A 24685-nucleotide genomic window follows, 5' to 3' on the forward strand; every position below is an offset into this window, starting at 1 on the left:
TCGATCGAGGGCTATTACGACGAGGCGTTCGCCGTGCCGGGCCTGCTGGAGGAGATCGCGCGGGGCGAAGCGGCGGGCGTGGACGGGCACGTCATCGCCTGCTTCGACGACACCGGGCTGGAGGCGGCGCGCAGCCTTGCCCGTGCGCCGGTCGTCGGCATCGGCGAGGCGGCGTTCCACATGGCGAGCCTGATCGCCGGGCGCTTCACGGTGGTCACCACCCTGAACCGCTCGGTCCCGGCGATCGAGCACAACCTGATGAAGTACGGGCTGGACCGCCGCTGCGCGCGCGTCCGCGCCTCCGAAGTGCCGGTGCTGGCGCTGGAGGACGCGGGCAGCGACGCCCGCCGCCGCATCGACGAGACCATCGAGTTGGCCAAGCGGGAGGACGGGGCGGAGGCCATCGTGCTGGGCTGCGCCGGCATGGCCGACCTTGCCGCCGCGCTGTCGGCCGCGCACGGGCTGCCGGTGGTGGATGGGGTGGCCTGCGCGGTGAAGCTGGTGGAGGGGCTGGCGACGCTGGGCCTGCGCACGTCGAAGGCGCTGGGCTATGCAGCGCCGCGCCCGAAGGCCTACACTGGCCTCCTGGAGCGCTTCGCGCCCACATGAAGAACCGTCGGGAGGAGAACGAAATGGCCGAAGGCTATCCCCGCGACATGATCGGCTATGGGGCCGAGCCGCCGCACGCCAACTGGCCGGGCGGGGCGCGCGTGGCGGTGCAGTTCGTCATCAACTACGAGGAGGGCGGGGAGAACTGCGTCCTGCACGGCGACGCCGCCTCGGAAGCCTTCCTGTCGGAGATCGTCGGCGCCCAGCCCATTCCGGGCATGCGGCACGTCAACATGGAGTCGATCTACGAATACGGCTCGCGCGCCGGGTTCTGGCGGCTGCACCGGATGTTCACCGAACGCGCCATGCCGGTCACCGTCTACGGCGTCGCCATGGCGCTGGAGCGCAACCCGGACGCCGTGGCCGCCATGAAGGACGCGGGCTGGGAGATCGCCACGCACGGCTACCGCTGGATCGACTACCAGCACATCCCGGAAGACGTCGAGCGCGAGCACATGATGCGCGCCATCGAGGTGCACGCGCGCGTCACCGGGTCGCGCCCGCTGGGCTGGTACCTCGGCCGCTGCAGCCCCAACACGCGGCGGCTGGTGTCGGAAGAGGGGGGCTTCGTCTACGACGCCGATTCCTACGCCGACGATCTGCCGTACTGGGACGATTCGCACGGGCGGCCGCAGCTGATCGTTCCCTACACGCTGGACGCCAACGACATGCGCTTCGCCAGCGCGCAGGGCTTCAACTCCGGCGACCAGTTCTTCGCCTATTTGAAGGACAGCTTCGACGTGCTGTACGCCGAGGGCGCCACGCGGCCGAAGATGCTGTCGGTGGGCCTGCACTGCCGCCTTGTCGGCCGTCCGGGCCGGGCGGCGGCGCTGGCGCGGTTCCTGGATTACGTGCGCGGGCACGAGAGGGTGTGGGTCGCCACCCGGCTGGACATCGCGCGCCACTGGATGGACGAGCATCCGTACACGGTGAAGGCATGACGGCGCTGTCCGGTGCCGCGCTGCTGGACCGCATCGACGCGCTGGCCGCCATCACCGCGGAGCCCGGCCGGCTGACCCGGCTGTACCTGACGCCGGAGCACCGCCGCGCCAGCGACCTCGTCGCCGGCTGGATGCGCGAGGCGGGCATGGCGGTGGCGGAGGACGCGGTCGGCAACGTCATCGGCCGGTACGAGGGCGAGGCGCCGAGAGGGCCGGCGCTGCTGCTCGGCTCCCATCTCGACACGGTGCGGGACGCGGGGAAGTACGACGGCATGCTGGGCGTCGTCTCCGCCATCGCCGTGGTGGCGGAGCTGAACCGGCAGGGCCGCCGGTTGCCCTTCGCGGTGGAGGTCGTCGGCTTCGCCGACGAGGAGGGGACGCGTTTCCAGTCCACCCTGATCGGCAGCCGCGCCGTGGCCGGGACCTTCGACCCGGCGGTGCTGGACGCACGCGACGCCGATGGCGTCACGCTGGCGGACGCCATGCGCGCCTTCGGCCTGGACCCCGCCGCCATCCCCACGGCCGCCCGCCGGCCGCAGGACGTGCTGGCCTACGCGGAGTTGCACATCGAGCAGGGGCCGGTGCTGGAATCGCTGGGCCAGCCGGTGGGCGTCGTCACCGCCATCGCCGGGGCCACCCGCATGGCGGTCACCGTGACCGGCACCGCCGGGCACGCCGGCACCGTGCCCATGGCGCTGCGCCGCGACGCGCTGGCCGCGGCGGCGGAGATGGTGCTGGCGGTGGAGGAGACGGCCGCCGGCCGCGACCGGCTGGTCGGCACCGTCGGCCGGATCGAGGCGATGCCGGGGGCGACCAACGTCATCCCCGGCCGGGTGCGCTTCACCATCGACCTGCGCGCCGACACCGACCCGGTGCGGGCCGAGCGGCAAGCGGCCCTGCTGGAGCGCCTGCACGCCATCGCCGAACGCCGGGGCGTCACCATCGCCACGGAGGTTCTGCACGACAGCCCGGCCGTCGCCTGCCACCCGGCGCTGATGGCGCAGTTCGCCGCCGCGGCGAAGGCGGAGGGGCTGGACGCCCCCGAACTGCCCAGCGGCGCCGGGCACGACGCCATGGCGCTGACGCCGCTCGCCCCCGTCGCCATGCTGTTCGTCCGCTGCGAGCGCGGCATCAGCCACAACCCCGCGGAAAGCGTCACTGCCGAGGACGCCGAGGCCGGCGCCCGTGTCCTTTTCCGCTTCGTCGAGACCTTCACGGACGTGACCCCATGACCGATCTTTCCCAGGCGATCGACGCCGCCTTCGACGCCGAAACCCGCTTCCTGGCCGAACTGGTCAAGGTGCCCTCCGACAACCCGCCGGGCGACTGCGCGGCGCACGCCGAACGGGCGGCGGAGCTGCTGGAGGGCATGGGCTTCACCGTCGAGCGGCACCGCGTGCCGATTGAGCTGGTGCGCGCCAACGGCATGGTCAGCGCCGTCAACCTCGTGGTCCGGCACCGCTTCGGGGCCAATATTTCTGATGGGGGCCCCGTGGTGGCGCTGAACGCGCACGGCGACGTGGTGCCGCCGGGCGAGGGCTGGACCCGCGATCCCTATGGCGCCGACGTGGTGGACGGCTGGATGTACGGGCGCGGCGTGGCCGTGTCCAAGTCCGACTTCGCCACCTATGCGTTCGCCCTGAAGGCGCTGATCGCGGCCGGCGGCGACCTGAAGGGTACGGTCGAGCTGCACCTGACCTACGACGAGGAGGCGGGCGGCGAGATCGGGCCGAAGTGGCTGCTGGACGAGGGCATCTCGAAGCCGGACTTCGCCATTGGCGCCGGCTTCAGCTACGGGGTCGTCACCGCGCACAACGGCTGCCTGCACCTGGAGGTGGAGGTGAACGGCAAGTCCGCCCACGCCGCCCTGCCGTCCACCGGCATCGACGCGCTGGAGGCGGCGACGGGGGTGCTGAACGCGCTGTACGCCCACCGCAAGAGTTTCGCCGGCACGGTGTCGGCGGTGCCGGGCATCGGCTCGCCGCAACTCACCGTCGGGCTGATCAAGGGCGGCATCAACACCAACGTGGTGCCCGACCGTGTCACCCTGCGCCTGGACCGCCGCATGATCCCGGAGGAGACCCCGGCGGCGGTGGAAACAGGGTTGCGCGCCGTCATCGCCGACGCCGCCAAGGCCTTCCCGGCGGCGCGCGTGGAGGTGCGGCGCATCCTGCTGGCCGAGCCGCTGACCCCGCTGCCCGGCACGGACAAACTGGCCGACAGCCTGTGCGCCCACGCCAGCCGCATCATGGGGGAGGCGGTGGCGGCCAAGGGCGTGCCGCTCTACACCGACGCCCGCCACTACGCGGCGGCCGGCGTGCCCATCGTGCTGTACGGCGCCGGCCCCCGCACCATCGAGGAGGCCAACGCCCACCGCGCCGACGAACGGCTGCCGCTGTCCGACCTGCGCAAGGCAACGGAGGTGGTGGCGCTCACGCTGCGCGATCTTCTTGCGGTGTGAGTTCGCGTCGTCAGTGATGCGGACGTAAATAGGGGGTGAACGGCGCTTCTTTTGAAAGAGGCGCCACGCCGCTTGCTTCGGTCTGTCCTTCGTCGGCCCGCGCTATGCTCCCAGGATCGGTGCACGCCGGCTTGGGAGGATTTCCCATGGCAACCTGGACACCCGATCCCAGCTTCTACCCGTCCCCGCGCATGGCCATGCAGGCCCCGCCCGAGCGGCTGGCCTATGTGGCGATGCTGAACGCCGACGGTGCGGCGCGGCCCGACGCGCTGGGCGTCGTCGACGTCGATCCCGGCTCATCCACCTACGGGCGGATCCTAAACCGCGTCGACATGCCGAACGCGGGCGACGAACTGCACCACTTCGGCTGGAACGCCTGCAGCTCGGCGCTCTGCCCCTACGCGCCGCACCCGCACGTGGAGCGGCGCTACCTGATCGTGCCGGGGCTGCGCTCCTCGCGCATCCACGTCATCGACACCAAGGCCGACCCGGCCAGCCCGAAGATCGTCAAGGTGATCGAGCCGGAGGAGCTGGCGGCGCGCGCCGACTACTCGCGCCCCCACACGCTGCACTGCGGGCCGGAGGGCATCTACGTCAGCGCGCTGGGCAACGGCCGCGGCGGCGGGCCGGGCGGCGTGTTCCTGATGGACCACGACACCTTCGACGTGCTGGGCCAGTGGGAGCTGGACCGCGGGCCGCAGTACCTCGCCTACGACGTCTGGTGGCACCTGGGCCAGGACACGATGATCACCAGCGAGTGGGGCACGCCCGACATGATCGAGGACGGGCTGAACCCGGAGTTGCTGCTGGGCGCCAAGTACGGCCACCAGGTGCATTTCTGGGACCTGCGCCGGCGCCGGCACGTGCAGACCATCGACCTCGGCCCCGAATACCAGCTGGCGCTGGAACTGCGCCCGGCGCACGACCCGACCAAGGCGCACGGCTTCATGAACTGCGTGGTCAACCTGAAGGACCTGTCGTCGTCGATCTGGCTGTGGCACCGCGACGGCACCCAAGGGGCGGGCGGGCAGTGGGCGATGCGCAAGATCATCGACATCCCGGCCGAACCGGCGGAGGCGGACCAGCTGCCGCCCATGCTGAAGGACTTCAAGGCGGTGCCGCCGCTGGTCACCGACATCGACCTGTCGCTGGACGACCGCTGGCTCTACGTGTCGTGCTGGGGCACGGGGGAGATGCGGCGCTACGACGTGTCCGACCCGTTCCAGCCGAAGCTGACCGGCTCCGTCCGGCTGGGCGGGATCGTCGCTCGCGCGCGGCATCCCGGCGGCGACGGCGACCTGAACGGCGGGCCGCAGATGGTGGAGGTCAGCCGCGACGGCACGCGGGTCTACTTCACCAACTCGCTGTACCGGAGTTGGGACGAGCAGTTCTACCCGGACGGCATCAAGAGCTGGATGGTGAAGCTGGACGCCACGCCGGACGGCGGCCTCAGCGTCGACGAGCGGTTCTTCCTGCGCTTCGACGACGGCTACCGCGGGCACCAGATCCGGCTGGAGGGCGGCGACGCCTCCTCGGACTCCTACTGCTATCCATGACCGACATTTGGCCATGACCGACATTTGGCAGTGGCTGGCGCTGGCGGGGCTCGGCGCCTTCCATGGGGTCAACCCAGCCATGGGCTGGCTCTTCGCCGTGGCGCTGGGCCTTCAGGAAGGACGGCGCGGGGCGGTGATGAAGGCGCTGCCGCCCATTGCGCTGGGGCACGCGCTGTCGGTGCTGCTGGTGGTCGCCGGCTTCGGGATGCTCCAGCTGGTCGCAGCACCAGGCCTGCCGGAGGGGGCCGCCGCCGGCGCGCTGATCGGGTTCGGCGTCTGGCGGCTGGTGCGGGGCTACCGCCACCGGGTGCGCGTCGGCATGCGCGCGGGCTTCGCCGGGCTGGCGCTGTGGTCGTTCCTGATGGCCTCGGCGCACGGCGCCGGGCTGATGGTGCTGCCGCTGCTGCTGGGCATGCTGGCGCCGGCGCAGATGCTGGCGCTGTCGCTGTGCGGGCCGGGGGCGGCGATGACCGGCACCGTCGCGGCGCTGGGGTCCCTGGCCGCCGGGCTGGCCGTGGTGCTGGTGCACATGGCGGCGATGCTGGCGGTGATCGCGGCCGTGGCGCTGGTGGTGTTCGACACCGTGGGCCTGGGCATCCTGCGGCGCGGCTGGGTCAACTTCGATCTTCTGTGGGCGGGTGCGCTGATCGGCACCGGGGCGGCGATCCTCCTCCTGGGGTGACCGGTTCCGGTGCCCTGAACAATAGCAAGGGAGGAAACCATGACCACGTACATCATGCTGATGAGCTGGACCGACCAGGGCGTTCGCAACGTGCGGGATTCGCCCAAGCGCCTCGACGCGGCGCGGGCCGCGCTGAAGGAGATGGGCGGCGAGTTCCACAGCCTGCACATGACGATGGGCGAGTACGACCTGGTCGGCCTGTACGAGGCGCCGGACGACGCGGTCGCCGCGCGCTTCGCGCTGATGCTGGGCTCGCTCGGCAACGTGCGGACCAAGACCTTGAAGGCGTTCCCGGAGCGCGCCTACCGCGAGATCATCGCTTCCCTGGGGTAAGGGGATCCCCGGGGCAGGCGCGCGGGAACCGGGTCAGAGCCGTTCGCGGACCTGCGCGGCCACGCGCGCCGCCGTGATGCCGAAGTGGGCGTAGAGATCCGGCGCGGGTCCCGACGCGCCGAAGCCGTCCATGCCGACGAAGCCGCCGTCCTCGCCGATCCAGCGGTCCCAGCCCTGGCGGACGGCGGCCTCGACCGCGACGCGCGCCGTGCCCCGGTCGATGACCTGCGCGCGGTAGGCGGCATCCTGCCGTTCGAACAGCTCCCAGCAGGGCATCGAGACCACGGCGGTGGGAATGCCCCCGGCCTGGAGCAGCGCGCGGGCCTCCAGGGCGATGGCGACCTCCGACCCGGTGGCGAGCAGCGTCGCGCGGCGCGGGCCGCCCTCGGCCTTGGCCAGCACGTAGGCACCGCGGCGGCAGCGGTTCGTGTCCGTGTCGCGGCGCGCCGCCTCCAGCGGCTGGCGGGAGAAGACCAGGGCGACGGGGCCGCTGCGGTGTTCCATGGCGATCTCCCAGCATTCCGCCGCCTCGACGGCGTCGGCGGGGCGCAGGACCAGCAGGTTGGGGATGGCGCGCAACGCGGCCAGGAACTCCACCGGCTGGTGCGTCGGGCCGTTGGTGCCGATGCCGATGGAATCGTGGCTGAACACGAACTTCACCGGCAGGCCCATCAACGCCGCCATGCGGATCGCCGGCCGTTCGTAGTCGGAGAACACCAGGTAGGTGATGCCGCTGGGCACCACGCCGCCGTGCGCCGCCATGCCGTTCAGCATCGACCCCATGACGTGCTCGCGCACGCCGTAGTGGACGTAGCGGCCGGCGCGGTCGTCCGCCGTGAAGGCCGGCAGGCCGCGCTTGTGCAGCGTCGCCCCCTCCAGGTCCGGCGCGCCGGAGAGCATTTCGGGGATCGCCTCGGCCAGGAGGTCGGCGATGTCGCCGGAGATCTTGTAGCCGTGGTCGCTGTGCCCGCTCTCCGCCGCGCGGCGCTTGTAGGTGGCGAGCGCGTCCTTCCAGCCGTCGGGCAGGCGCCCTTCGCGCAGGCGGTCGAACTCCCGACGCTTCTCCGGCGGCAGGGCGGCGACGCGGGCCTGCCATGCCGCGTGCTCCGGCACCGCGCGCCGGCCGGCGTCGCGCCACGCCTGAAGGACGTCCGCCGGGGTCTCGAAGGGCGGGTGGGGCCAGTCGAGCGTGCGGCGCGCGGCGTCGGTGTGCTCCTTGAACAGGCGGGCGCTGTGGGCGGCGCGGGTGGCCTCGTGCGGCAGGCCGCGGCCGATGGCGGTGGTGCAGGCGATCATCGACGGGCGCGGGTCCCGCTTGGCCGCGGCGATGGCGGACGCCACGGCCCCGATGTCGTGGCCGTCCACCTCCTGCACGTGCCAGTGGCTGGCGCGGAAGCGGGCGGGCATGTCGTCGGACAGGGCGAGGTCGATGGCGCCGTCGTCGGTGATGCGGTTGTCGTCCCACAGGAAGACCAGCTTGCCCAGGCGCAGGTGCCCGGCCAGCGAGATGACCTCCTGCCCCACACCCTCCTGCAAACAGCCGTCGCCGACCAGCGCGTAGGTGTGGTGATCCACGATGCCGTCGCCGAAACGGCTGTTCAGGAACGCCTCGGCCAGCGCCATGCCGGCGGCGTTGGCGATCCCCTGGCCGAGCAGGCCGGTCGTCACCTCGATGCCGCAGGCCTGGTCGATCTCCGGATGGCCGGCGCAGTGCGAGCCCAGCACGCGAAAGCGCTTGATCTCCTCCAGCGTCATCTTCGCGTACCCCGCGAGGTGGAGCAGCGAATAGATCAGCATGGAGCCGTGGCCGTTCGACTGCACGAAGCGGTCGCGGTCGAACCACAGCGGGTCGGCGGCGTTGAACTTCAGGTGGCGCGTGAACAGGGCGGTGACGATGTCGGCGGCGCCCAGCGGCGTGCCGGGATGGCCCTCCCCGGCGCGCTCGATGGCGTCCATGGACAGGAAGCGGATCGCGTTCGCCATCCGGCGGGGGTCGACGCTGGTCATGCGAATGGGTTCCTTCAGGACACGAGGTTGCGGGGCCGGCCGGCGGCGAAGGCCTCGATGCAGGACGTCACCTGGTTGGCGACTTCCTGGCGCGCCTCGCGGCTGGCCCAGCCGACGTGCGGGGTGAGGATGAAGTCGGGCCGGCCGGTCAGGCGCATGAAGGGGTGATCGGGCGGCGGCGGCTCGGCGGACACCGCGTCCACGGCGGCGCCGGCGATGCGGCCGTCTTCCAGCGCGCGGACCAGTGCGGCTTCGTCGACCAGACCGCCGCGGCCGGCGTTGATGACCAGCGGCCGGCGCGCCATCCGCTCGAACTCGGCGTCGGACAGCAGGCCGCGGGTTTCGGGGGTGAGCGGGCAATGCAGGCTCAGCACGTCGCCGCGCGCCAGCACCTCGGCGAAGGGGGTGTAGGGCGGCTCGGCAATACGGGCGTCCTTGCGGGCGGCGAACAGCACGGTCATCCCGAAGGCCCGGCCCAGCGCGGCGACGGCCTGCCCGATGGCGCCACGGCCGACGATGCCCAGCGTGGCGCCGTTCAGGTCGCGGATGGGGTGGGTGAGCAGGGTGAATTGCCCACCGCGCTGCCACTCCCCGGCGGCCACCGAATCCCGGTAGGCGATCAGCGAGCGGCGCAGCGCCAGGATCAGGGCGAAGGTGTGCTCCGGCACCGTGTGCACGGCGTAGGTGCGCACGTTGGACACCGCGATGCCGCGCCGCCGGCAGGCCGCCACATCCACATTGTCGGTGCCGGTGGCGGCGACGGCGACGAAGCGCAGCTTCGGCAACTGCTCCAGCGCCGCCTCGCGCAGCGGCACCTTGTTGACGACCAGGATGGTGGCGTCGCGGGCGCGCTCCACCACCTGATCGGGCGCGGTGCGGTCGTAGGCGGTCCAGTCGTGCGGCAGGTCCGGGCGGCGCAGGGACACCTCGGGGCCGAGGGTGTCGTGGTCGAGGAAGACGATGCTTTCGGGCATAGGGGTTCCTTCGCGCCCGCAAGGGCGGCGGAATGGGGCGGTTTCGGGCGGGGGAGGGCGGCGTCAGCCCGGCCGCTTCGTCCCGTTCATGGCGTGGTAGGTGCGGATGACCTGGCTGTCGTCGGCCGCCCCTTCGCCGCGCCCGGAGGTGGCGAGGAACAGCTGGTGCGCGACGGCGGCCAGCGGCAGCGCCGCCTTGGCGTCGCGCCCGGCCTCCAGCACGATGCCCAGGTCCTTGACGAAGATGTCCACGGCGCTGGTCACCTCCGGCTCGCTCTCCAGCATGCGGGGCCCGCGGTTCTTCAGCATCCAGCTGGACGCCGCCGAGCCGCCCATGATCTCCAGCAGGATGTCCAGGTCCACGCCCACCTTGGCGGCCAGCGCGAAGGCCTCCGCCACCACGGCGATGTGGACGCCGCACAGCAGCTGGTTGACCGTCTTGACCGTGGCGCCCTGGCCGGGGCGCTCGCCGACGTGGAACAGCTTGTCGCCCATGCCGGCCAGCACCGGCTTCGCGGCCTCGAAGGTGGCCTTCGGCGCCGCCGCCATGATGGTGAGCGTGCCGGCCACCGCCCCCACCACGCCGCCCGACACCGGCGCGTCGACGAAGCGCCGACCGGCGGCCTCGACGCGCGCCGCCAGCGCCTCCACCGCCCCCGGCGGGCAGGTCGCCATCAGCACCACCACGCCGCCAGAGGGCAGCGCCTCCAGGGCGCCGCCGTCGAACAGCGCGGCCTCGGCCTGGGCCGCGTTCACCACCATCAGTACCAGCGCATCCGCACCGCGCGCCGCCTCGGCCGCCGTGGCGGCGGGGGTGCCGCCCCTGTCCGCCAGCGCCGCCGCCGATTCCGCCCGCACATCGAAGCCGCGGACCTGAAAGCCCTTGGCGAGCAGGTTGCCGGCCATGGGCATGCCCATGGAACCCAGCCCGATGAAGCCGATCGTTTTCATACCCGTTCCTCCCCTTCTTTTTTGGCTCAGTACAGGATGAACGCCGGCACGTAGGAGACAAGGCCCAGCACCACCAGCGCCACCAGATAGAACGGCCACAGCTCCTTCACGATGGCGCCGATCGGCTCGCGCGAGATGGCGGCGGAGATGAACAGCGTGGTGCCGATGGGCGGCGTGAACAGGCCGATCGACAGGTTCACCGCCATCATGATGCCCAGCTGGATCAGGTCCATGCCGATGACCGTGCCCACGGTGACGAAGGTCGGGCCGAGCAGCAGGATGGCCGCCGGCAGGTCGAGGAACATGCCGACCACCAGCATGATCAGGTTCATCGCCAGCACGATCAGCCAGCGTTCCTGCAGCACGGTCTGCGCGTATTCCGCCACGGCGTTGGGGATCGCCTCGGTGATCAGCACGTAGCCGACGAGGTTGGAGGCGGCGATCACCAGCATGACCACGCCCGTGGTGATGACCGTGCCGACCAGCGCGGCGTAGACGCGCCTCACCGTCAGGTCGCGGTAGATCAGCACGCTGACCAGGATCGCGTAGGCGACCGCGATGACGCTCACCTCCGTCGGCGTGGCGATGCCGAAGCGCAGCAGCACCAGGATGAACACCGGCATCAGCAGCGCCGGCAGGGCGGCGAGCGTGGCCGCGGCGATGGCCTTCAGGCCGCCGGTGCCGGCCAGCAGCGGGAAGTTGCGCACGCGTCCGCTGACGTAGCAGACCAGCATCATGCCCGCCGCCAGCATCAGCCCCGGCAGGATGCCGGCCAGGAACAGCGAAGCGATGGAGGCGTTGGACACCGCCGCGAAGAGGATCAGCGGGATCGACGGCGGGATCAGGCCGGCGATCACCGACGACGACGCGGTGGTGGCGGCGCCGAAGGCGGCCGGGTAGCCTTCGCGCTTCTGCCAGGGGATCAGCATGGAGCCCAGCGCCGACGCCTCGGCCACGGCGGAGCCGGAGACGCCGCCGAAGATGGTGGAGCCGACGACGGTGACCTGCGTCAGCCCGCCGGGGAAGCGCCCGACCAGGGCGGCGGCGAAGCGCACCAGCTTCTGGCCCAGCGTGCCGCTCATCATGAGGGCGCCGGACAGGATGAAGAAGGGGATGGCGAGCAGCGGGAAGCTCTGCGTCGGCTGGAACAGCTTCACCACGGCGATGACGGTGGGCACCGCGCCCATCGTCATGACGGCGGCGCCGGAGCTGATGACCAGCGCGTAGCCAACCGGGAAGGCCAGCAGCAGCAGGGCGCCGAAGACGGCGATCATGACCAGCGTCATAGTTCTTCCTCCGCGACGTGCGCCCGTACGGACCGGGGGTCGTCGGCGACCAGGAGCCGGGCGAAGGTGGTCAGCGCGGTCAGCCCGACACCGACGAACCCGGCGATGAGGGAGAGGTAGGCCCAGCGGGCCGAGATCCCGGTCACCGGGTAAACCTCGGTCCCGGTGATCTCGATGACGGCCATGCCGATCCAGGCGAGATAGAAGAAGGTCGCCGCGACCACCACCTGCATGCCCAGCAGCAGCGCGCGCGCCGCGTTCCGGCCCAGCCAGTCGAGGACCAGGGTGACGGAGATGTGCGCCCCGTGCTGGGCAGCCAGGACGATGCCGCCCATGACCAGCCAGGGGAACAGGATGTTCGGCATCTCCGACGGCCAGCCCAGCCCCTGCGTCGTCAGATAGCGGACGACGACCTCCGCGCTCAGGGACAGGAAGAGCAGGACCAGCGACCCGACGGCGGCGATGGTGGCGGCGACGGTGATGGCCGTGTCCGCCAGGTGGATGAGGGAGGCGGGCACGCCCGCCCCCGTCATCGCGCGCTCGTGCGGGATGTCCATCACGGCTTGGCCGCGGCCGCGGCCTCCTGCTGGACCAGGGTCACCAGTTCGGGGAACTGCGACTGCCACTTGTCGTAGACGGGCTTGGTCTTGGCCATGAAGGGGGCGGCGTCGACCGTGTTGAACTTCACGCCGGCGGCTTCCATCTTGCCGCGCAGCTCGGTGTCGGCCTTCTGCGACAGCTCGCGGTTCAGCTTGCCGGCCTCCGCCGCGGCGTCCAGCACCGCCTTCTGGTCCGGCTTGGACAGGGTGTCGAACACCATCTTGCTGGCGAGCAGCGGGGTGGATTCGTATTTGTGCCCGGTCAGCGAGACGAACTTCTGCACCTCGTGCAGCTTGGAGGAGTGGATGTTCATCAGCGGGTTCTCCTGCCCGTCCACCACACCCTGCTGGAGCGCGATGTAAAGCTCGGAGAAGGCCATCGGCGTCGGGTTGGCGCCCAGCGCCTTGAAGATGTCCACGGTGATCGGGTCGGGCGGGGTGCGGACCTTCACGCCGGCCAGATCCTCGGGCTTGGTGATCGGGCGGACGTTGTTGCTGGTGTGGCGGATGCCGTTGTCCCACAGCGCCAGCAGGACCAGCCCCTTCTCCCTGGCATGGTCGCCCAGCTTCTTGCCGACCGGGCCGTCCAGCACCTTCCAGGCCTGCGGCAGCTCCTGGAACAGGAAGGGCAGGCCCAGGATCGCGAACTGCGGCACCACGCCGGACGTCGTGCCCTGCGAGTTGGCGCTGAAGGCCAGCGTGCCAAGGCGCATGCTGGTCAGCGCCTCGACGTCGTCGCCGTACTGGGCGCTGCCGCCGACCTCCACCTTCACCCGCCCGCTGGTCTTCTGCGCCACCAGCTCGGCGAACTTCAGCGACGCCTCGGCCTTCGGGTTGCCGGGGGCGGCGTTGTGGGCGAGGCGCAGGGTCTGCTGCGCCCAGGCCGGCGACGCCGCGAGCGTGGCGCCGACGGCCAGCATGAGAAGGGTCTTGTTCATCGTTTCCTCCGGTTGATTGGTTGGCGGTTGATTGGTTGGTTGGTGGTCGCGTCAGAGCCAGCTTTTGATGCGGTCGGTCATCACCGTGGTGGAGATGCCGTAGCGGTCGTGCAGGGTGGGCAGGGCGCCGGCGGCCAGGAACTCGTCCGGCAGGCCGATGTGACGGAACACCGGCGTCACGCCGGAGCGCAGCAGAAGGCCCGCCACCGCCTCGCCCAGGCCGCCGACGACCGAGTGGTTCTCGGCGACCACCACCATGCGCCCGGTGCGGCCGGCCTCCCGCAGGATGGTTTCGGTGTCCAGCGGCTTGATGGTGGGCACGTGCAGCACCGCGGCGGCGACCTTGTCGGCCTCCAGCGCCTTGGCCACCTCCAGCGCCCGCATCGTCATGATGCCGGAGGAGACGATCAGCACGTCCGCCCCGTCGCGGATCAGCTTCGCCTTGCCCAGTTCGAAGCGGTAGTCGTACTCGTCCAGCACCAGCGGCACCTGACCGCGCAGCAGGCGCATGTAGACGGGGCCCTTGTGCGCGGCCATGGCCGGGACCGCCTGCTCGATCTCGTGCGCGTCGCAGGGGTCGATCACCGTCATGTTCGGCATGGCGCGCAGCAGTGCCAGATCCTCGGTCGCCTGGTGGCTGGGGCCGTAGCCGGAGGTGAGGCCGGGCAGGGCGCAGACGATCTTTACGTTCAGGTCCTCCTCGGCGATCGTCTGATGGATGAAGTCGTAGGCGCGGCGCGAGGCGAAGACGGCGTAGGTGGTGGCGAAGGGCATCATCCCCTCGTGCGCCATGCCGGCCGCCGCCCCCATCAGCAGCTGCTCCGCCATGCCCATCTGGTAGAAGCGGTCCGGGTATTCCTTGGCGAAGATGTGCAGGTCGGTGTACTTGGCCAGATCGGCGGTCATGCCGACGATCTCCGGCCGGGACCGGGCCAGCTCGACCAGGGCGTGGCCGAAGGGCGCGGGCTTGGTGCGCTGCCCCTCGGATGCTATCGAGGCGATCATGGCCGAGGTAGTCAGGCGGGGCTTGGTTGCGGTGCTCATGCGGTCCTCCCCGCGTCCAGCGCTTCCAGGGCAAGCTGCCATTCGTGCGCATCGACGCGGATGAAGTGGTTCTTCTCGCGGGCCTCCAGGAACGGGACGCCGCAGCCCATGCGGGTGTCGCAGACGATCATGCGGGGCTTGGGTTCGGCGTGGTCGCGGGCGGCGTCGAAGGCGGCGACCACGGCGTCCAGGTCGTTGCCGTCGACGCGCTGGACGAACCAGCCGAAGGCCTGAAGCTTGTCGACCAGCGGCTCGAACGCCATGACCTGGGTGGAGGGGCCGTCGGCCTGCTGGTTGTTGACGTCGATGATGCCGACGAGGTTGTCGAGCTTCCAGTGGGCGGCCGACATGATCGCCTCCCACACCGAGCCTTCGTCCAGTTCGCCGTCGGAGAACAGCGTGTAGACGCGGGAGGCGGAGCCCTTGCGCTTCAGCGCCAGACCCATGCCGACGGCGATGCTCAGGCCCAGGCCCAGCGAGCCGCCCGACATCTCCATGCCCGGCGTGTAGCTGGCCATGCCCGACATGGGCAGCCGGCTGCCGTCGCTGCCGTAGGTCTCCAGCTCTTCCTCCGGGATGATCCCGGCCTCGATCAGCGCGGCGTAGAGGGCGATGGCGTAGTGCCCGTTGGAGAGCAGGAAGCGGTCGCGCTCCTCCCACTTCGGGTCTTGCGCGCGGTAGCGCATGGCGTGGAAGTAGGCGGTGGCCAGCACGTCGGCGATGTCCAGCGCCTGGCCGATGTAGCCCTGGCCCTGCACCTCGCCCATCCGCACGGCGTTGCGGCGGATGCGATAGGCGCGTTCGGACAGGGCAACGTTGTGGCCGAGGGGGGTGGTGTCCACGGTTCTCTCCGGGGTCAGTGGATCAGCATGCCGCCGTTGACGTCGATCGTGGCGCCGGTGATGTAGGACGACAGCTCGGACGCCAGGAACAGGCAGGCCCGCGCCACGTCGTCGGCGTCGCCCAGGCGGTTGAGCGGGATGCCCTTCAGGATCTCGGCCTTGAGGTCGTCGGTCAGCTTGCCGCCGGTGATGTCGGTCTGGATCAGGCCGGGGGTGATGGAGTTGACGCGCACGTTGTCCGGCCCGGCTTCCCGCGCCAGCGCCTTGGCGAGGCCCAGTACGCCGGCCTTGGCGGCGCTGTAGTGCGGGCCGCCGAAGATGCCGCCGCCGCGCTGTGCCGACACCGACGACATGCAGACGATGGAGCCGGAACGCCGCTCGCGCATGTGCGGCAGCACGGCCTGGCTCATGTACAGCGTGCCGCGCAGGCTGACGTCCATGACGGCGTCGTAGTTCTCGGGCGCGATGTCCATGAAGCGCAGCGGCTGGGTGATGCCGGCGTTGTTGACCAGCACGTCCACCCGGCCGAATTCGGCCACCACGCGCTCGATCGCCGTGAAGCAGGACGCCTTGTCGGTGACGTCGCAGCGCAGGCCGCGGTGCGCCTCGCCCAGTTCGGCGGCGGCGGACGCGGCCTGCTCGCCGTCGAGGTCGAGGATGATAGCGCGGCCGCCGTGCAGGGCGAACAGCCGGGCGGTGGCGCGGCCGATGCCGCGGCGCGAGGCCGCCCCGGTGATCACGCACACCTTGTTGGAAAGCAGCATTTCCTCTCCTTATGAGAACTTTTGACAACACCCGCCCGTGGCGGCGATGGGGCCGCGGCGTGGCGTTCGGGGTTTGTGGCTTGCGGTCGGCGGCGGATTGTCCGTCCTGCTGATCGCTGACAGAACGGTATTCCGTTGAAGTGAATCTGACAAATGAATAAGATCGCCTATCGATGAGCTGAATTCATGTGAATGCTGCAATGCGGAAACGGGTCTCCATCAAGGCTGTGCAGGCGTTTGAGGCTGCTGCCCGGCTTGGATCCTTCGCGCTTGCAGCAGAGGATCTGGCCGTTACGCCTTCCGCGGTAAGCCATCAGGTGAAACTGCTGGAGGAGCAGCTGGGTGTCCGGCTTTTCCACCGCGTGCACCGGTCGGTGGCGCTGACCGACGCCGGACGCGTCTACGCGGCCGAGGTCACGGCCGCCTTCGCCCGCATCGACGCGGCGACGCAGGCGGTCGCCACGGTCAGCGGCGGCGCCATCCTGACCGTCCATTCCACGCCCAGCTTCGCCACGCAGTGGCTGATGCCCCGGCTGACGCGGTTCCAGGACCTGCATCCGGGCATCGACATCCGCCTGCACGCCTCGGTGGCGCCGGCCGACCTCGCCCAGGGGGCGGTGGACGTGGACATCCGCTACAACCCCGGCCCGGCACCCGCCGGCGCGGTGCTGGTGCCGTTTCCGGAAGACACCATCGTGCCGATGTGCTCACCCGCACTCGCCAACGGCCTCAAGCCCATCCGCCGGCCGGAGGATCTGGGCCAGCACACGCTGATCCATTCGGAGATCAACATCCTGGGCTGGCGCGACTGGGCGCGGCGGCACCGCAAGGTGCAGCTGGACCTGGAGCGGGGGCCGCGCTTCGACCGTTCCTTCATGGCGATCAGCGCCGCGGTGGACGGGCTGGGCGTCTGCCTGGACAGCATCCTGCTGGCGGAGCGGGAGCTGCTGTCCGGCAGGCTGGTGGTGCCGTTCCAGACGGCGGGGATGAAGGCGCAAGGGCACGGCCTGGTGACGCTGAAGTCCACCGCCGACCTGCCGAAGATCCGCGCCTTCCGCGAATGGCTGTTCGACGAGCTGAAGAAGGCGCGCCGGTGGGAGGAGCAGGTCCTCGACGGGCGGCCACCGCGCCCGGCGCCTTAGTTCCGGCCCAATTCCGGGTCCAGCGCGGCGCCGATCGCCTCGGCCAGCTGGTCGGGGGTGTAGGGCTTGCGCAGGTAGTAGGCCGGGCCGAAGGCCTCGGCCCGCGCGCGGGTGGACGGGTCGTTCTGGCCGGTGACGAAGATGATCGGGCAGCCGAACCGCTCGCGCAGGAGGCGGGCGGTTTCGATCCCGTCGGCGTCGCCGTGGATGCGGATGTCGACCAGGGCCAGGGCCGGCGGCGCCTCCGCCGCCAGGGACAGCGCCTCGCCGCAGCTCTCGGCCGGGCCGACGACGGTGTAGCCCATCATGCTGACGATCTCCGCGCTGGCAAGCGCCACGACCGCTTCGTCTTCGACGATCAGGATGCCCAGGGTCATAGAAGACGCTACCTACTAAGTGGAGTTTCCTTGCACGCCCGTGGGCGACTACCCTTGCCAAAACGCGGAGGGTGAAGATGAGCGAACTGGCCAACACGGGAATCCCGGCTGTGGGCAGCATACCGTGGGGAAGCCACTTCTGCCAATTTTACGAAACGGCGGATGATCTGGTCGATACGCTGGTGCCCTACTTCAAGGCCGGGCTGGATGCCAACGAGCAGTGCATGTGGGTGACCTCGCCGCCGCTGCGCGCGCACGAGGCGCTGGACGCACTGCGCAACGCCGTCCCCGACGCCGACGCGCGGCTGAAGAAGGGGCAGATCGAGATCGTCGACCACGGCGACTGGTACCTGCGCACCGGCAAGCTGGGCGCGGACGAGGTGATCGCCGGCTGGATCCGGCGCAAGGAGCAGGCGCTGGCGCGCGGCTACGACGGCTTCCGCCTCACCGGGAACACCTATTTCCTGGAGGCCGAGGACTGGGACTCCTTCACCGAGTACGAGGAGAAGGTCAACGACTGCTTCTGCGACCACCGGGTGCTCGCGCTGTGCAGCTATTGCCTGGCGAAGAGTTCGGCCGGCGACGTCATGGACGTGGTGAAGAACCACCAGTTCGCGCTGGCCCGCCGGCACGGCGACTGGACGCTCATCGAGAACGGCGCGCTGAAGCGCGCGAAGGAGGAGCTGCGCCGCGCCAACGAGGAGTTGGAGCGGCGGGTGGAGGCGCGCACGGCCGACCTCAGCGCCGCCCTGGCCGTGCTTCAGCAGACGACCGCGAACCTCGAACGCGCCGTGGCCGACAAGGACGTGCTGCTGCGCGAGGTGCACCATCGCGTCAAGAACAACCTGCAGATCATCAACAGCCTGCTGACGCTGAAGGCCCTGCGCTCCTCCGACGTATCGATCCGCGAGGCGTTCAACGACACGCTGCGCCGCGTCACCGCCATGAGCCTGGTGCACGAGGCGCTCTACCAGCACGAGGCGACCAGCGAGATCGACTTCGGCCGCTATCTGCGGGCACTCTGCGACGCGCTGGTGGACAGCTTCGGCGTTGCCGGCCGGGTGTCGGTGGCGGTCGCGGCCGATGGGGCGCCGGTTCACCTGGACACCGCCATCCCGCTGGGCCTGATCGCCACGGAGGCGCTGGGCAACGCGCTCAAGCACGCCTTCCCCGGCGGCGCGGCGGGCCACGTGGTCGTGACCTTCCGGCGGCCGCACGGCGGGCAGCCCGGCGTGCTGGCGGTGCGCGACGACGGCGTGGGTGCACCGGCGACGCCGGGCAACGGGACGGGGCTGCGGCTCGTGCAGGCCATCGCCAAGCAGGTGGGCGGCCGCGTCGACATCGCCGGCGGCCAGGGCACGACGTTCACGCTGTCCTACGGGGGTTGACCGCGTCCCGCGGGAAGGGCCGGCGCGGCGGCCGGCCCCCCTCTTGGCGGCGGCGCGGGCTTGACTACATCTCGCGGCTGCCGGGGCGCCGCAACGGGTCGCGGTCTGGGCCGCGCCTTCGGGCGCGGCCCTTTTGTTTGGAGGCGGCATGCGCATCGAGAAAGCCACGCCCGGGATGCTGGAGGACTGGGCCGCCCTGCGCCGCGCGCTGTGGCCGCAGGCGACGGAATCCGCGCACCGGGAGGAGGCCGCGGCCCTGCTCGGCACGCCGGACCGGGCGGTCGCCTTCCTGGCGTACAACGCCCGGGGCACGGTTGCCGGGTTCGCGGAAGCCACGTTGCGGCACGACTATGTCAATGGGTGCGAGACGTCGCCGGTCGCCTTCCTGGAAGGCATCTACGTGCTCCCCGGGAAACGCCGGTGCGGCGTTGCCCGCCTCCTGGTCCAGGCGGTCGAGGCGTGGGCAGTGGGGCTGGGCTGTTCGGAACTCGCTTCCGACGCGGACATCCGCAACCGCGGCTCCCACGGGATGCACCGGGCGCTCGGCTTCGAGGAGACCGAGCGGGTGGTCTATTTCCGCCGCACGCTGGGCCGGGGGTGACGCCCCACAGCACCCGCTGAATGGGCCCAGCTCCGGAACGGAATACGACGTCCCGACGAATGGCGCCGGGCACAACCTTAGGCTATGCCTGCGTCTCGGTTTCGAGGACGTGTGGATATCCGACATGAAGGAGCTTGGGGGTACCCCCAGGGCCTTGAAGCGGCTGCTGATCGCGGCGGTGGTGGCGCCCGCCGTGCTGGCGTGCGCGCTGGGCTGGCAGGGGTACGCGCAGGCGCAGCACGAGGCGGAGGCGGTGGCGGACCGCAGCGCGCGCGTGCTGGCCGACCATCTGCGCGCACTCCTGCAAATCCACGTCTTCGCCACGTCGCGCGCGGCGTCCCGCCTGACGGCCGGCAGCCCCGACCGCCCGCCGACGCCGGACGCGCTGAACGCGATGCTCGTCCGTTTCGTGTCGGATTCGCCCGAGCTGTCGGCGCTGACGGTGATCGACCCGGACGGACGGCCGATCGCCAGCAGCGTCGACCGGGTCCAGCCGGACCTCTCCTTCGCCGACCGCGCCTATTTCAAGGCGTTGCGCGACGGCGGCCCGCCTACCCTGATCGCCCGGCCGGTGACGGACCGCGTCACCGGCGTCACCATCCTTCCCTTCGCCCGCCGGATCCAGGGCGCCGACGGCGCCTTCGGCGGCATCGTCCTGTCGGCCCTGCCGGTCGCCCCGCTGGTCGACTTCTTCCGCACGCTGGGCGAGTCCGGGGGACGTTCCGTCACCGTGGCGCGCGGCGACGGCACCGTGCTGCTGCGCGAGCCGGAGACGACCACCGGCGTCGCGGCGATGGAGCGCGACAGCGGCTTCATGCGCACCGTCGCCGCCTCGCCGCGGGGCGGCACCTACCGCACCACGTCGGTGCTGGACGGGGTCGAGCGGCTGCACGTGGTGCGTCCGGTCGGCGGGCACGACGTGTACGTCAGCGCGGGCATCGAGACCTCGGCCATCCTCGTGACCTGGCTGCGCAACACCGGCCCGCTGGTGGGGCTGACGCTGCTGGCCGGGCTGGCGCTCGCCGTCACGGCCGGGGTGGCGCTGCGCCGGGCGCGCGGCGAACTGGCCGCCTACGCCGAGCTGCGCGCCGAGGTGCAGCGGCGCGAGGTGGCGGAATTCGCGCTGCGCCAGTCGCAGAAGCTGGAGGCGGTCGGGCAGCTGACCGGCGGCATCGCGCACGACTTCAACAACCACCTTCAGGTCATCGGCGCGAACCTGCAGCTGCTGCGCGGGCGGGCGCTGGACGGCGACGCGCTGTCGCTGGTCGGCAACGCGCTGGCCGGCGTGGACCGCGCGGCGACGCTGGCGGCGCGGCTGCTGGCCTTCGCGCGGCGCCAGCCGCTCAGCCCGACGGTCGTCAACCTCGGCCGCGTCGTGCAGACCATGACCGACCTGCTGCGCCGCACGCTGGGCGAATCCATCGAGATCGAGACGATCGTCGCCGGCGGCCTGTGGAACACCAGCGTCGACCTGAGCCAGCTGGAGAACGCCATCCTGAACCTGGCGGTCAACGCGCGCGACGCCATGCAGGGCCGCGGAAAGCTGACCATCGAGGCGGGCAACGCCGAGCTGGACGAGGCCTACGCCGCCCGCCACGCCGAGGTGACGGCCGGCCAGTACGTGCTGGTGGCCGTCAGCGACACCGGTGCGGGCATGCCGCCCGACGTGCTGGAGCGCGTGTTCGAGCCGTTCTTCACCACCAAGCCGGCGGGCGAGGGGACCGGCCTGGGGCTCAGCATGATCCACGGCTTCGTCAAGCAGTCGGGCGGGCACGTGAAGATCTACAGCGAGGTGGGGCAGGGCACGACGGTCAAGATCTACCTGCCGCGCGTGAAGGCCACGGAGCAGGAGCAGCACGCCCGCACGGCCGAGGTGCGCGGCGGCACCGAGCGGGTGCTGGTGGTGGAGGACGACCCCGACGTGCGCGCCGCCGCCGTGGCGCTGGTGCGCTCGCTGGGCTACCGCACCATCGAGGCGACGAACGCGGAATCCGCGCTGAACCTCCTGGAGAGCGGCGCCAGGGCGGACCTGCTGTTCACCGACGTGGTCATGCCCGGATCGATCAATACGCGCGACTTCGCGCGCCGCGCGCAGGAGGTCTGCCCGGACCTGAGGGTGCTGTTCACCTCCGGCTACACTGCCAACGCCATCGTCCACCACGGCCGCCTGGACGAAGGCGTGTCGCTGCTCAGCAAGCCCTACAGCCGCGAGGCGCTGGCCACCAAGCTGCGCCACGTGCTGGACGCGCCGGCCCAGGCGGATCCCGGCGCCGTGGCGCCGGCCCCGCCCGCACGGCTGTCGGTCCTGGTGGTCGAGGACGACGCGCTGATCCGCCTGACCACGCTGGAGATGCTGGACGACCTGGGCCATCACACGCTGGAGGCGGCCGACGCGGAGGAGGCGCTGGCGGCGCTGGCCGGGCGGGCGGTGGCAGGACAGACGGTGGACGTGCTGTTGACCGACGTGGGCCTGCCCGGCATGTCGGGCAGCGACCTGGCGGACGAGGCGCGGCGGCGCAAGCCCGGCATCGCGGTGGTGATGGCCACCGGCTATGCCGGCTTTTCACACCCGGGTGCCGCCACCCTGCCGAAGCCCTACAGCCGCGAAGGCCTGCAGCGCGCGCTGGCCGAGGCCATCAGCCTGACGCGGGAGACGGCGGGGTAGGACGCCTCACTCAATGGCGATGGCGATGGCGGTGGTGGAGGTCCGGAGCATGCGGGTGAGCGTGGTCCAGCGGCGCGTGCGCGTGCGGGTGGCTGTGCGGCTCCGGTCCTTCCCAGCCCTCGTGGCTGTGCCGGTGGTGCTCGTCATGGGTGTGCCGGTGCTCGTGGCGCACGGGATCGTGCCGGTGCCGGTGCTCGTGCCGCTCGGCGAGGTGCAGGTACAGCCCGATGCCCATCAGCACGGCCGCCGCCACGAAGCGCTCCGTCACCGGCTCCCCGAACGCGGTGATGGCGATCACCGCCCCGGCGAAGGGGGCCAGCGAGAAGTACGCCCCGGTCCTGGCGGTGCCGAGGTGCCGCAGCGCCAGGACGAACAGCACCAGGCTGACGCCGTAGCCGAGAAAGCCCACAGCCGCCGTCCCGAGCAGTGCTGCGGGCGCCGGCAGCGCGGCACCGGCCGAGAGCGCCAGCGCCACGTTGACCGCACCCGCCACGCGGCCCTTGATCATGGCGATCTGCAGCGGGTCGGCGGATGCGAGCTTGCGGGTCAGGTTGTTGTCGATGCCCCAGGCGAGGCAGGCCCCGGCGATGGCCATGGCGCCCCAGCCGATGCCCTCCGGCCCGCCGCTCCATGCCAGCAGCAGGGCTCCGGCCAGGATCGCCGCCGCACCCAGCGCGATGCGCCGGTCGACGTTCTCGCGGAACACCACCCAGGCGATGCCCAGCGTGAACAGCCCTTCCAGGTTCAGCAGCAACGCGGCCGTGGAGGCCGGCGTCGTGCCCAGCCCGATCATCAGCAACACCGGGCCGGCGATGCCGCCGGACAGGATGACGGCACCCAGCCACGGCAGGTCCCGGCGGGTCAGTGGCGCCTCCGGCGGCGGCCCACCCCGCATCCGGCGGGCGTAGCGGACCACGCCGAGCCCCAGGCCGGACGCAAGGTACAGCAGCCCGGCGAGCATCCACGGGTCGGCTTCGCCCAGCAACGCCTTGGCCAGCGGCGTGCTGGCACCGAACAGCACGGCCGAGAGAAGCGCGTACGCGATGCCCCGCCACCGGTCGCTCATGGTGCCCGCCGTCCCGACGCCGTTTCGCAGGTCAACGATCCTTGAAATCGTCCTCAACAGAGGACAAGGGTGTTCAGCGCCGGTTCATGCTCGCGGCGTTATGCTGCCTTCCGTGGGTGCCCGGCGGCGGGCCATCGTTGCAGGAGTTTCCGGTGCACAGGTCACGCGGCGTCGCCCTTTCGGTCGTGCTCGGCGGGCTGCTCGCCGCCGTGTGGCTGGGGGCGTGCGGCGGCGCCTCGGCCGACGAGGACCAGGACCGGGCGCGCGACGCCGTGCGCGACGGCCGCGCCCTGCCGCTGGAGCGGATCGTCGAGAAGGCCCGCACGGCGTTCGGCGGCGACGTCCTGGACGTGGAACTGGAGGACGAGGACGACGCCCTGCGCTATGAGCTGAAGGTGATGACGGCGGACGGCCGCATCCTGAAGCTGGAGTATGATGCCGCCACCGGTGACCTGCTGCGCGTCAAGGGCCGCCACCGGAATCACGAGGAGCGGAGGTGACGCCATGCGCGTGCTGGTCGTCGAAGACTCGCCGGAGCTGGGCCGCCAGCTGGTCCAGCGGCTGGAGGGGGAGGGCTACGCCGTCGATCTGGCGGCGGACGGCGAGGAGGGGCAGTTCCTCGGCCAGACCGAGCCGTACGACGCCGTCATCCTGGACCTGGGCCTGCCGAAGGTGGACGGGCTGTCGGTTCTGCGCGCGTGGCGGCGGGACGGAGTGGGCACGCCGGTGCTGATCCTCACCGCGCGCGGGGCGTGGACGGAGAAGGTGCAGGGCATCGACGCCGGGGCCGACGACTACCTCGCCAAGCCCTTCAACATGGAGGAGCTGCTGGCCCGCGTCCGGGCGCTGATCCGCCGCGCCAAGGGTCACGCCAGCGCGGAGATCGCCTGCGGCGGCGTGGTGCTCGACACCCGCACCGGCCGCGTCACCGTGAGCGGGGCGCCGGTGGAGCTGACGGCCTACGAGTACCGGGTGCTGTCCTACCTCATGCACCGCAAGGGGCAGGTCGTGTCGCGCACCGAACTGATCGAGCACGTCTACGCCCAGGACTTCGACCGCGATTCCAACACGGTGGAGGTGTTCGTCGGGCGCCTGCGCCGCAAGCTGGGCGTGGACGTCATCAAGACGGTGCGCGGGCTCGGCTACCGGGTGGACGAACCTTGATCCGCGCCGGCACGGGCTCGCTGCGCTTCCGCCTGCTGGCGGGCGCGGCGGTCTGGATCGCGCTGGCGCTGGCGGTGGCCGGCTTCATCCTGTCCGGCCTGTTCCAGGACCACGTCCGCCGCCGCTTCGAGGCCGAACTGGCCACCCACCTGGAACAGCTGGTCGCCCTGCTGGAGGAGGATGCGGCCGGCCGCCCGGCCGTGCGCCAGCCGCTGAGCGACCCACGCTTCCGCCGGCCGCTGTCGGGCCTGTACTGGCAGGTCGGCACCGGCGAGTCGGCCCTGCGCTCCCGCTC

Annotated in this window: 24 protein-coding genes and 1 pseudogene; 14 read left to right on the plus strand and 11 right to left on the minus strand. The window is 71.2% G+C overall.

The features are described 5' to 3' along the window. The 7 genes from VED21_RS07790 to VED21_RS07820 form a co-directional block, all read left to right on the plus strand. On the plus strand, positions 1-609 hold a 609-nt coding region (locus VED21_RS07790; protein WP_324881764.1), incomplete at its 5' end, for an aspartate/glutamate racemase family protein. Then, the gene (puuE, locus tag VED21_RS07795) at positions 606-1550 is read left to right on the plus strand and encodes an allantoinase PuuE (RefSeq protein ID WP_414638164.1); all 945 of its coding nucleotides are present in this window, start codon (positions 606-608) and stop codon (positions 1548-1550) included. The genes VED21_RS07790 and puuE, both read left to right, overlap by 4 nt. Further along, the gene (locus tag VED21_RS07800) at positions 1547-2782 is read left to right on the plus strand and encodes an allantoate amidohydrolase (RefSeq protein ID WP_324881765.1); all 1236 of its coding nucleotides are present in this window, start codon (positions 1547-1549) and stop codon (positions 2780-2782) included. The genes puuE and VED21_RS07800 overlap by 4 nt, the downstream gene beginning before the upstream one ends. Next, the gene (locus VED21_RS07805) at positions 2779-4011 is read left to right on the plus strand and encodes a M20/M25/M40 family metallo-hydrolase (RefSeq protein ID WP_324881766.1); all 1233 of its coding nucleotides are present in this window, start codon (positions 2779-2781) and stop codon (positions 4009-4011) included. Before VED21_RS07800 ends, VED21_RS07805 begins: the two co-directional genes overlap by 4 nt. Positions 4012-4157: 146 nt before the next feature. Further along, positions 4158-5567 (plus strand): selenium-binding family protein, encoded by a 1410-nt coding sequence (locus tag VED21_RS07810; protein ID WP_324881767.1) that lies wholly within the window; start codon positions 4158-4160, stop codon positions 5565-5567. A 13-nt stretch (positions 5568-5580) separates the two neighbouring features. Further along, positions 5581-6249: a hypothetical protein gene (locus VED21_RS07815; RefSeq protein ID WP_324881768.1), complete on the plus strand. Its 669-nt coding sequence runs from the start codon at positions 5581-5583 to the stop codon at positions 6247-6249. Positions 6250-6288: 39 nt separating this feature from the next. Then, positions 6289-6582, plus strand: coding sequence for a GYD domain-containing protein (locus VED21_RS07820; protein ID WP_324881769.1), 294 nt, complete (start codon positions 6289-6291; stop codon positions 6580-6582). A gap of 33 nt (positions 6583-6615) precedes the next feature. Here VED21_RS07820 and tkt read toward each other — a convergent pair whose 3' ends face one another. From tkt to VED21_RS07865, 9 genes are all read right to left on the minus strand, one after another. After that, positions 6616-8589 carry a transketolase gene (tkt, locus tag VED21_RS07825; RefSeq protein ID WP_324881770.1) on the minus strand — a complete coding sequence of 658 codons (1974 nt, stop codon included), beginning with the start codon at positions 8587-8589 and terminating at the stop codon, positions 6616-6618. A 14-nt stretch (positions 8590-8603) separates the two neighbouring features. Continuing rightward, positions 8604-9563 carry a D-2-hydroxyacid dehydrogenase gene (locus VED21_RS07830; RefSeq protein WP_324881771.1) on the minus strand — a complete coding sequence of 320 codons (960 nt, stop codon included), beginning with the start codon at positions 9561-9563 and terminating at the stop codon, positions 8604-8606. A gap of 63 nt (positions 9564-9626) precedes the next feature. Next, positions 9627-10514, minus strand: coding sequence for an NAD(P)-dependent oxidoreductase (locus VED21_RS07835; RefSeq protein ID WP_324881772.1), 888 nt, complete (start codon positions 10512-10514; stop codon positions 9627-9629). A gap of 26 nt (positions 10515-10540) precedes the next feature. After that, on the minus strand, positions 10541-11800 hold the full coding sequence (locus VED21_RS07840) for a TRAP transporter large permease (protein WP_324881773.1): 1260 nt from the start codon (positions 11798-11800) through the stop codon (positions 10541-10543). Next, positions 11797-12357, minus strand: a complete 561-nt coding sequence (locus VED21_RS07845; protein ID WP_324881774.1) for a TRAP transporter small permease — start codon at positions 12355-12357, stop codon at positions 11797-11799. The genes VED21_RS07840 and VED21_RS07845 overlap by 4 nt, the downstream gene beginning before the upstream one ends. Beyond that, complete coding sequence (locus tag VED21_RS07850) at positions 12357-13337, minus strand: TRAP transporter substrate-binding protein (RefSeq protein WP_324881775.1); 981 nt, start codon at positions 13335-13337, stop codon at positions 12357-12359. Before VED21_RS07850 ends, VED21_RS07845 begins: the two co-directional genes overlap by 1 nt. A gap of 51 nt (positions 13338-13388) precedes the next feature. Then, a complete protein-coding gene (locus VED21_RS07855) occupies positions 13389-14381 on the minus strand; it encodes a transketolase family protein (RefSeq protein ID WP_324881776.1) in 993 nt (330 codons plus the stop codon). Next, entirely contained in the window at positions 14378-15223 is an 846-nt protein-coding gene (locus VED21_RS07860; protein WP_324881777.1) for a transketolase, read from the minus strand. Before VED21_RS07860 ends, VED21_RS07855 begins: the two co-directional genes overlap by 4 nt. 14 nt (positions 15224-15237) lie before the next feature. Further along, positions 15238-15987: an SDR family NAD(P)-dependent oxidoreductase gene (locus tag VED21_RS07865; RefSeq protein WP_324881778.1), complete on the minus strand. Its 750-nt coding sequence runs from the start codon at positions 15985-15987 to the stop codon at positions 15238-15240. A gap of 200 nt (positions 15988-16187) precedes the next feature. On the opposite strand from VED21_RS07865, the gene gcvA reads away from it, so the two are divergent. Then, a complete protein-coding gene (gcvA, locus tag VED21_RS07870) occupies positions 16188-17129 on the plus strand; it encodes a transcriptional regulator GcvA (RefSeq protein ID WP_324881779.1) in 942 nt (313 codons plus the stop codon). Here the strand turns inward: gcvA and VED21_RS07875 are convergent. Then, entirely contained in the window at positions 17126-17506 is a 381-nt protein-coding gene (locus VED21_RS07875) for a response regulator (protein ID WP_324881780.1), read from the minus strand. The two genes, gcvA and VED21_RS07875, sit on opposite strands and share 4 nt — an antisense overlap. Positions 17507-17583: 77 nt before the next feature. Here VED21_RS07875 and VED21_RS07880 point away from each other — a divergent pair, with 77 nt between their 5' ends. From VED21_RS07880 to VED21_RS07890, 3 genes are all read left to right on the plus strand, one after another. Next, the gene (locus tag VED21_RS07880) at positions 17584-18894 is read left to right on the plus strand and encodes a sensor histidine kinase (protein WP_324881781.1); all 1311 of its coding nucleotides are present in this window, start codon (positions 17584-17586) and stop codon (positions 18892-18894) included. Between the two features lie 148 nt (positions 18895-19042). Continuing rightward, positions 19043-19495 (plus strand): aminoglycoside 6'-N-acetyltransferase, encoded by a 453-nt coding sequence (gene aac(6'), locus VED21_RS07885; protein WP_324881782.1) that lies wholly within the window; start codon positions 19043-19045, stop codon positions 19493-19495. Positions 19496-19619: 124 nt separating this feature from the next. Continuing rightward, a complete protein-coding gene (locus VED21_RS07890; RefSeq protein WP_324881783.1) occupies positions 19620-22160 on the plus strand; it encodes a response regulator in 2541 nt (846 codons plus the stop codon). 10 nt (positions 22161-22170) lie between these two features. Here VED21_RS07890 and VED21_RS07895 read toward each other — a convergent pair whose 3' ends face one another. Further along, a complete protein-coding gene (locus VED21_RS07895; protein WP_324881784.1) occupies positions 22171-23226 on the minus strand; it encodes a DMT family transporter in 1056 nt (351 codons plus the stop codon). A gap of 152 nt (positions 23227-23378) precedes the next feature. Between VED21_RS07895 and VED21_RS07900 the strand changes: the two genes are divergently transcribed. The 3 genes and pseudogenes from VED21_RS07900 to VED21_RS07910 all read left to right on the plus strand — a co-directional run. Continuing rightward, positions 23379-23726: a PepSY domain-containing protein gene (locus tag VED21_RS07900; RefSeq protein ID WP_324881785.1), complete on the plus strand. Its 348-nt coding sequence runs from the start codon at positions 23379-23381 to the stop codon at positions 23724-23726. Between the two features lie 4 nt (positions 23727-23730). Beyond that, positions 23731-24390: a response regulator transcription factor gene (locus VED21_RS07905; RefSeq protein ID WP_324881786.1), complete on the plus strand. Its 660-nt coding sequence runs from the start codon at positions 23731-23733 to the stop codon at positions 24388-24390. Continuing rightward, positions 24387-24685 (plus strand): annotated as a pseudogene (locus VED21_RS07910) (ATP-binding protein); the annotation flags it as partial. The gene VED21_RS07905 and the pseudogene VED21_RS07910, both read left to right, overlap by 4 nt.

The sequence above is a fragment of the Azospirillum sp. genome (assembly GCF_035627195.1).
GTDB lineage: Bacteria > Pseudomonadota > Alphaproteobacteria > Azospirillales > Azospirillaceae > Azospirillum.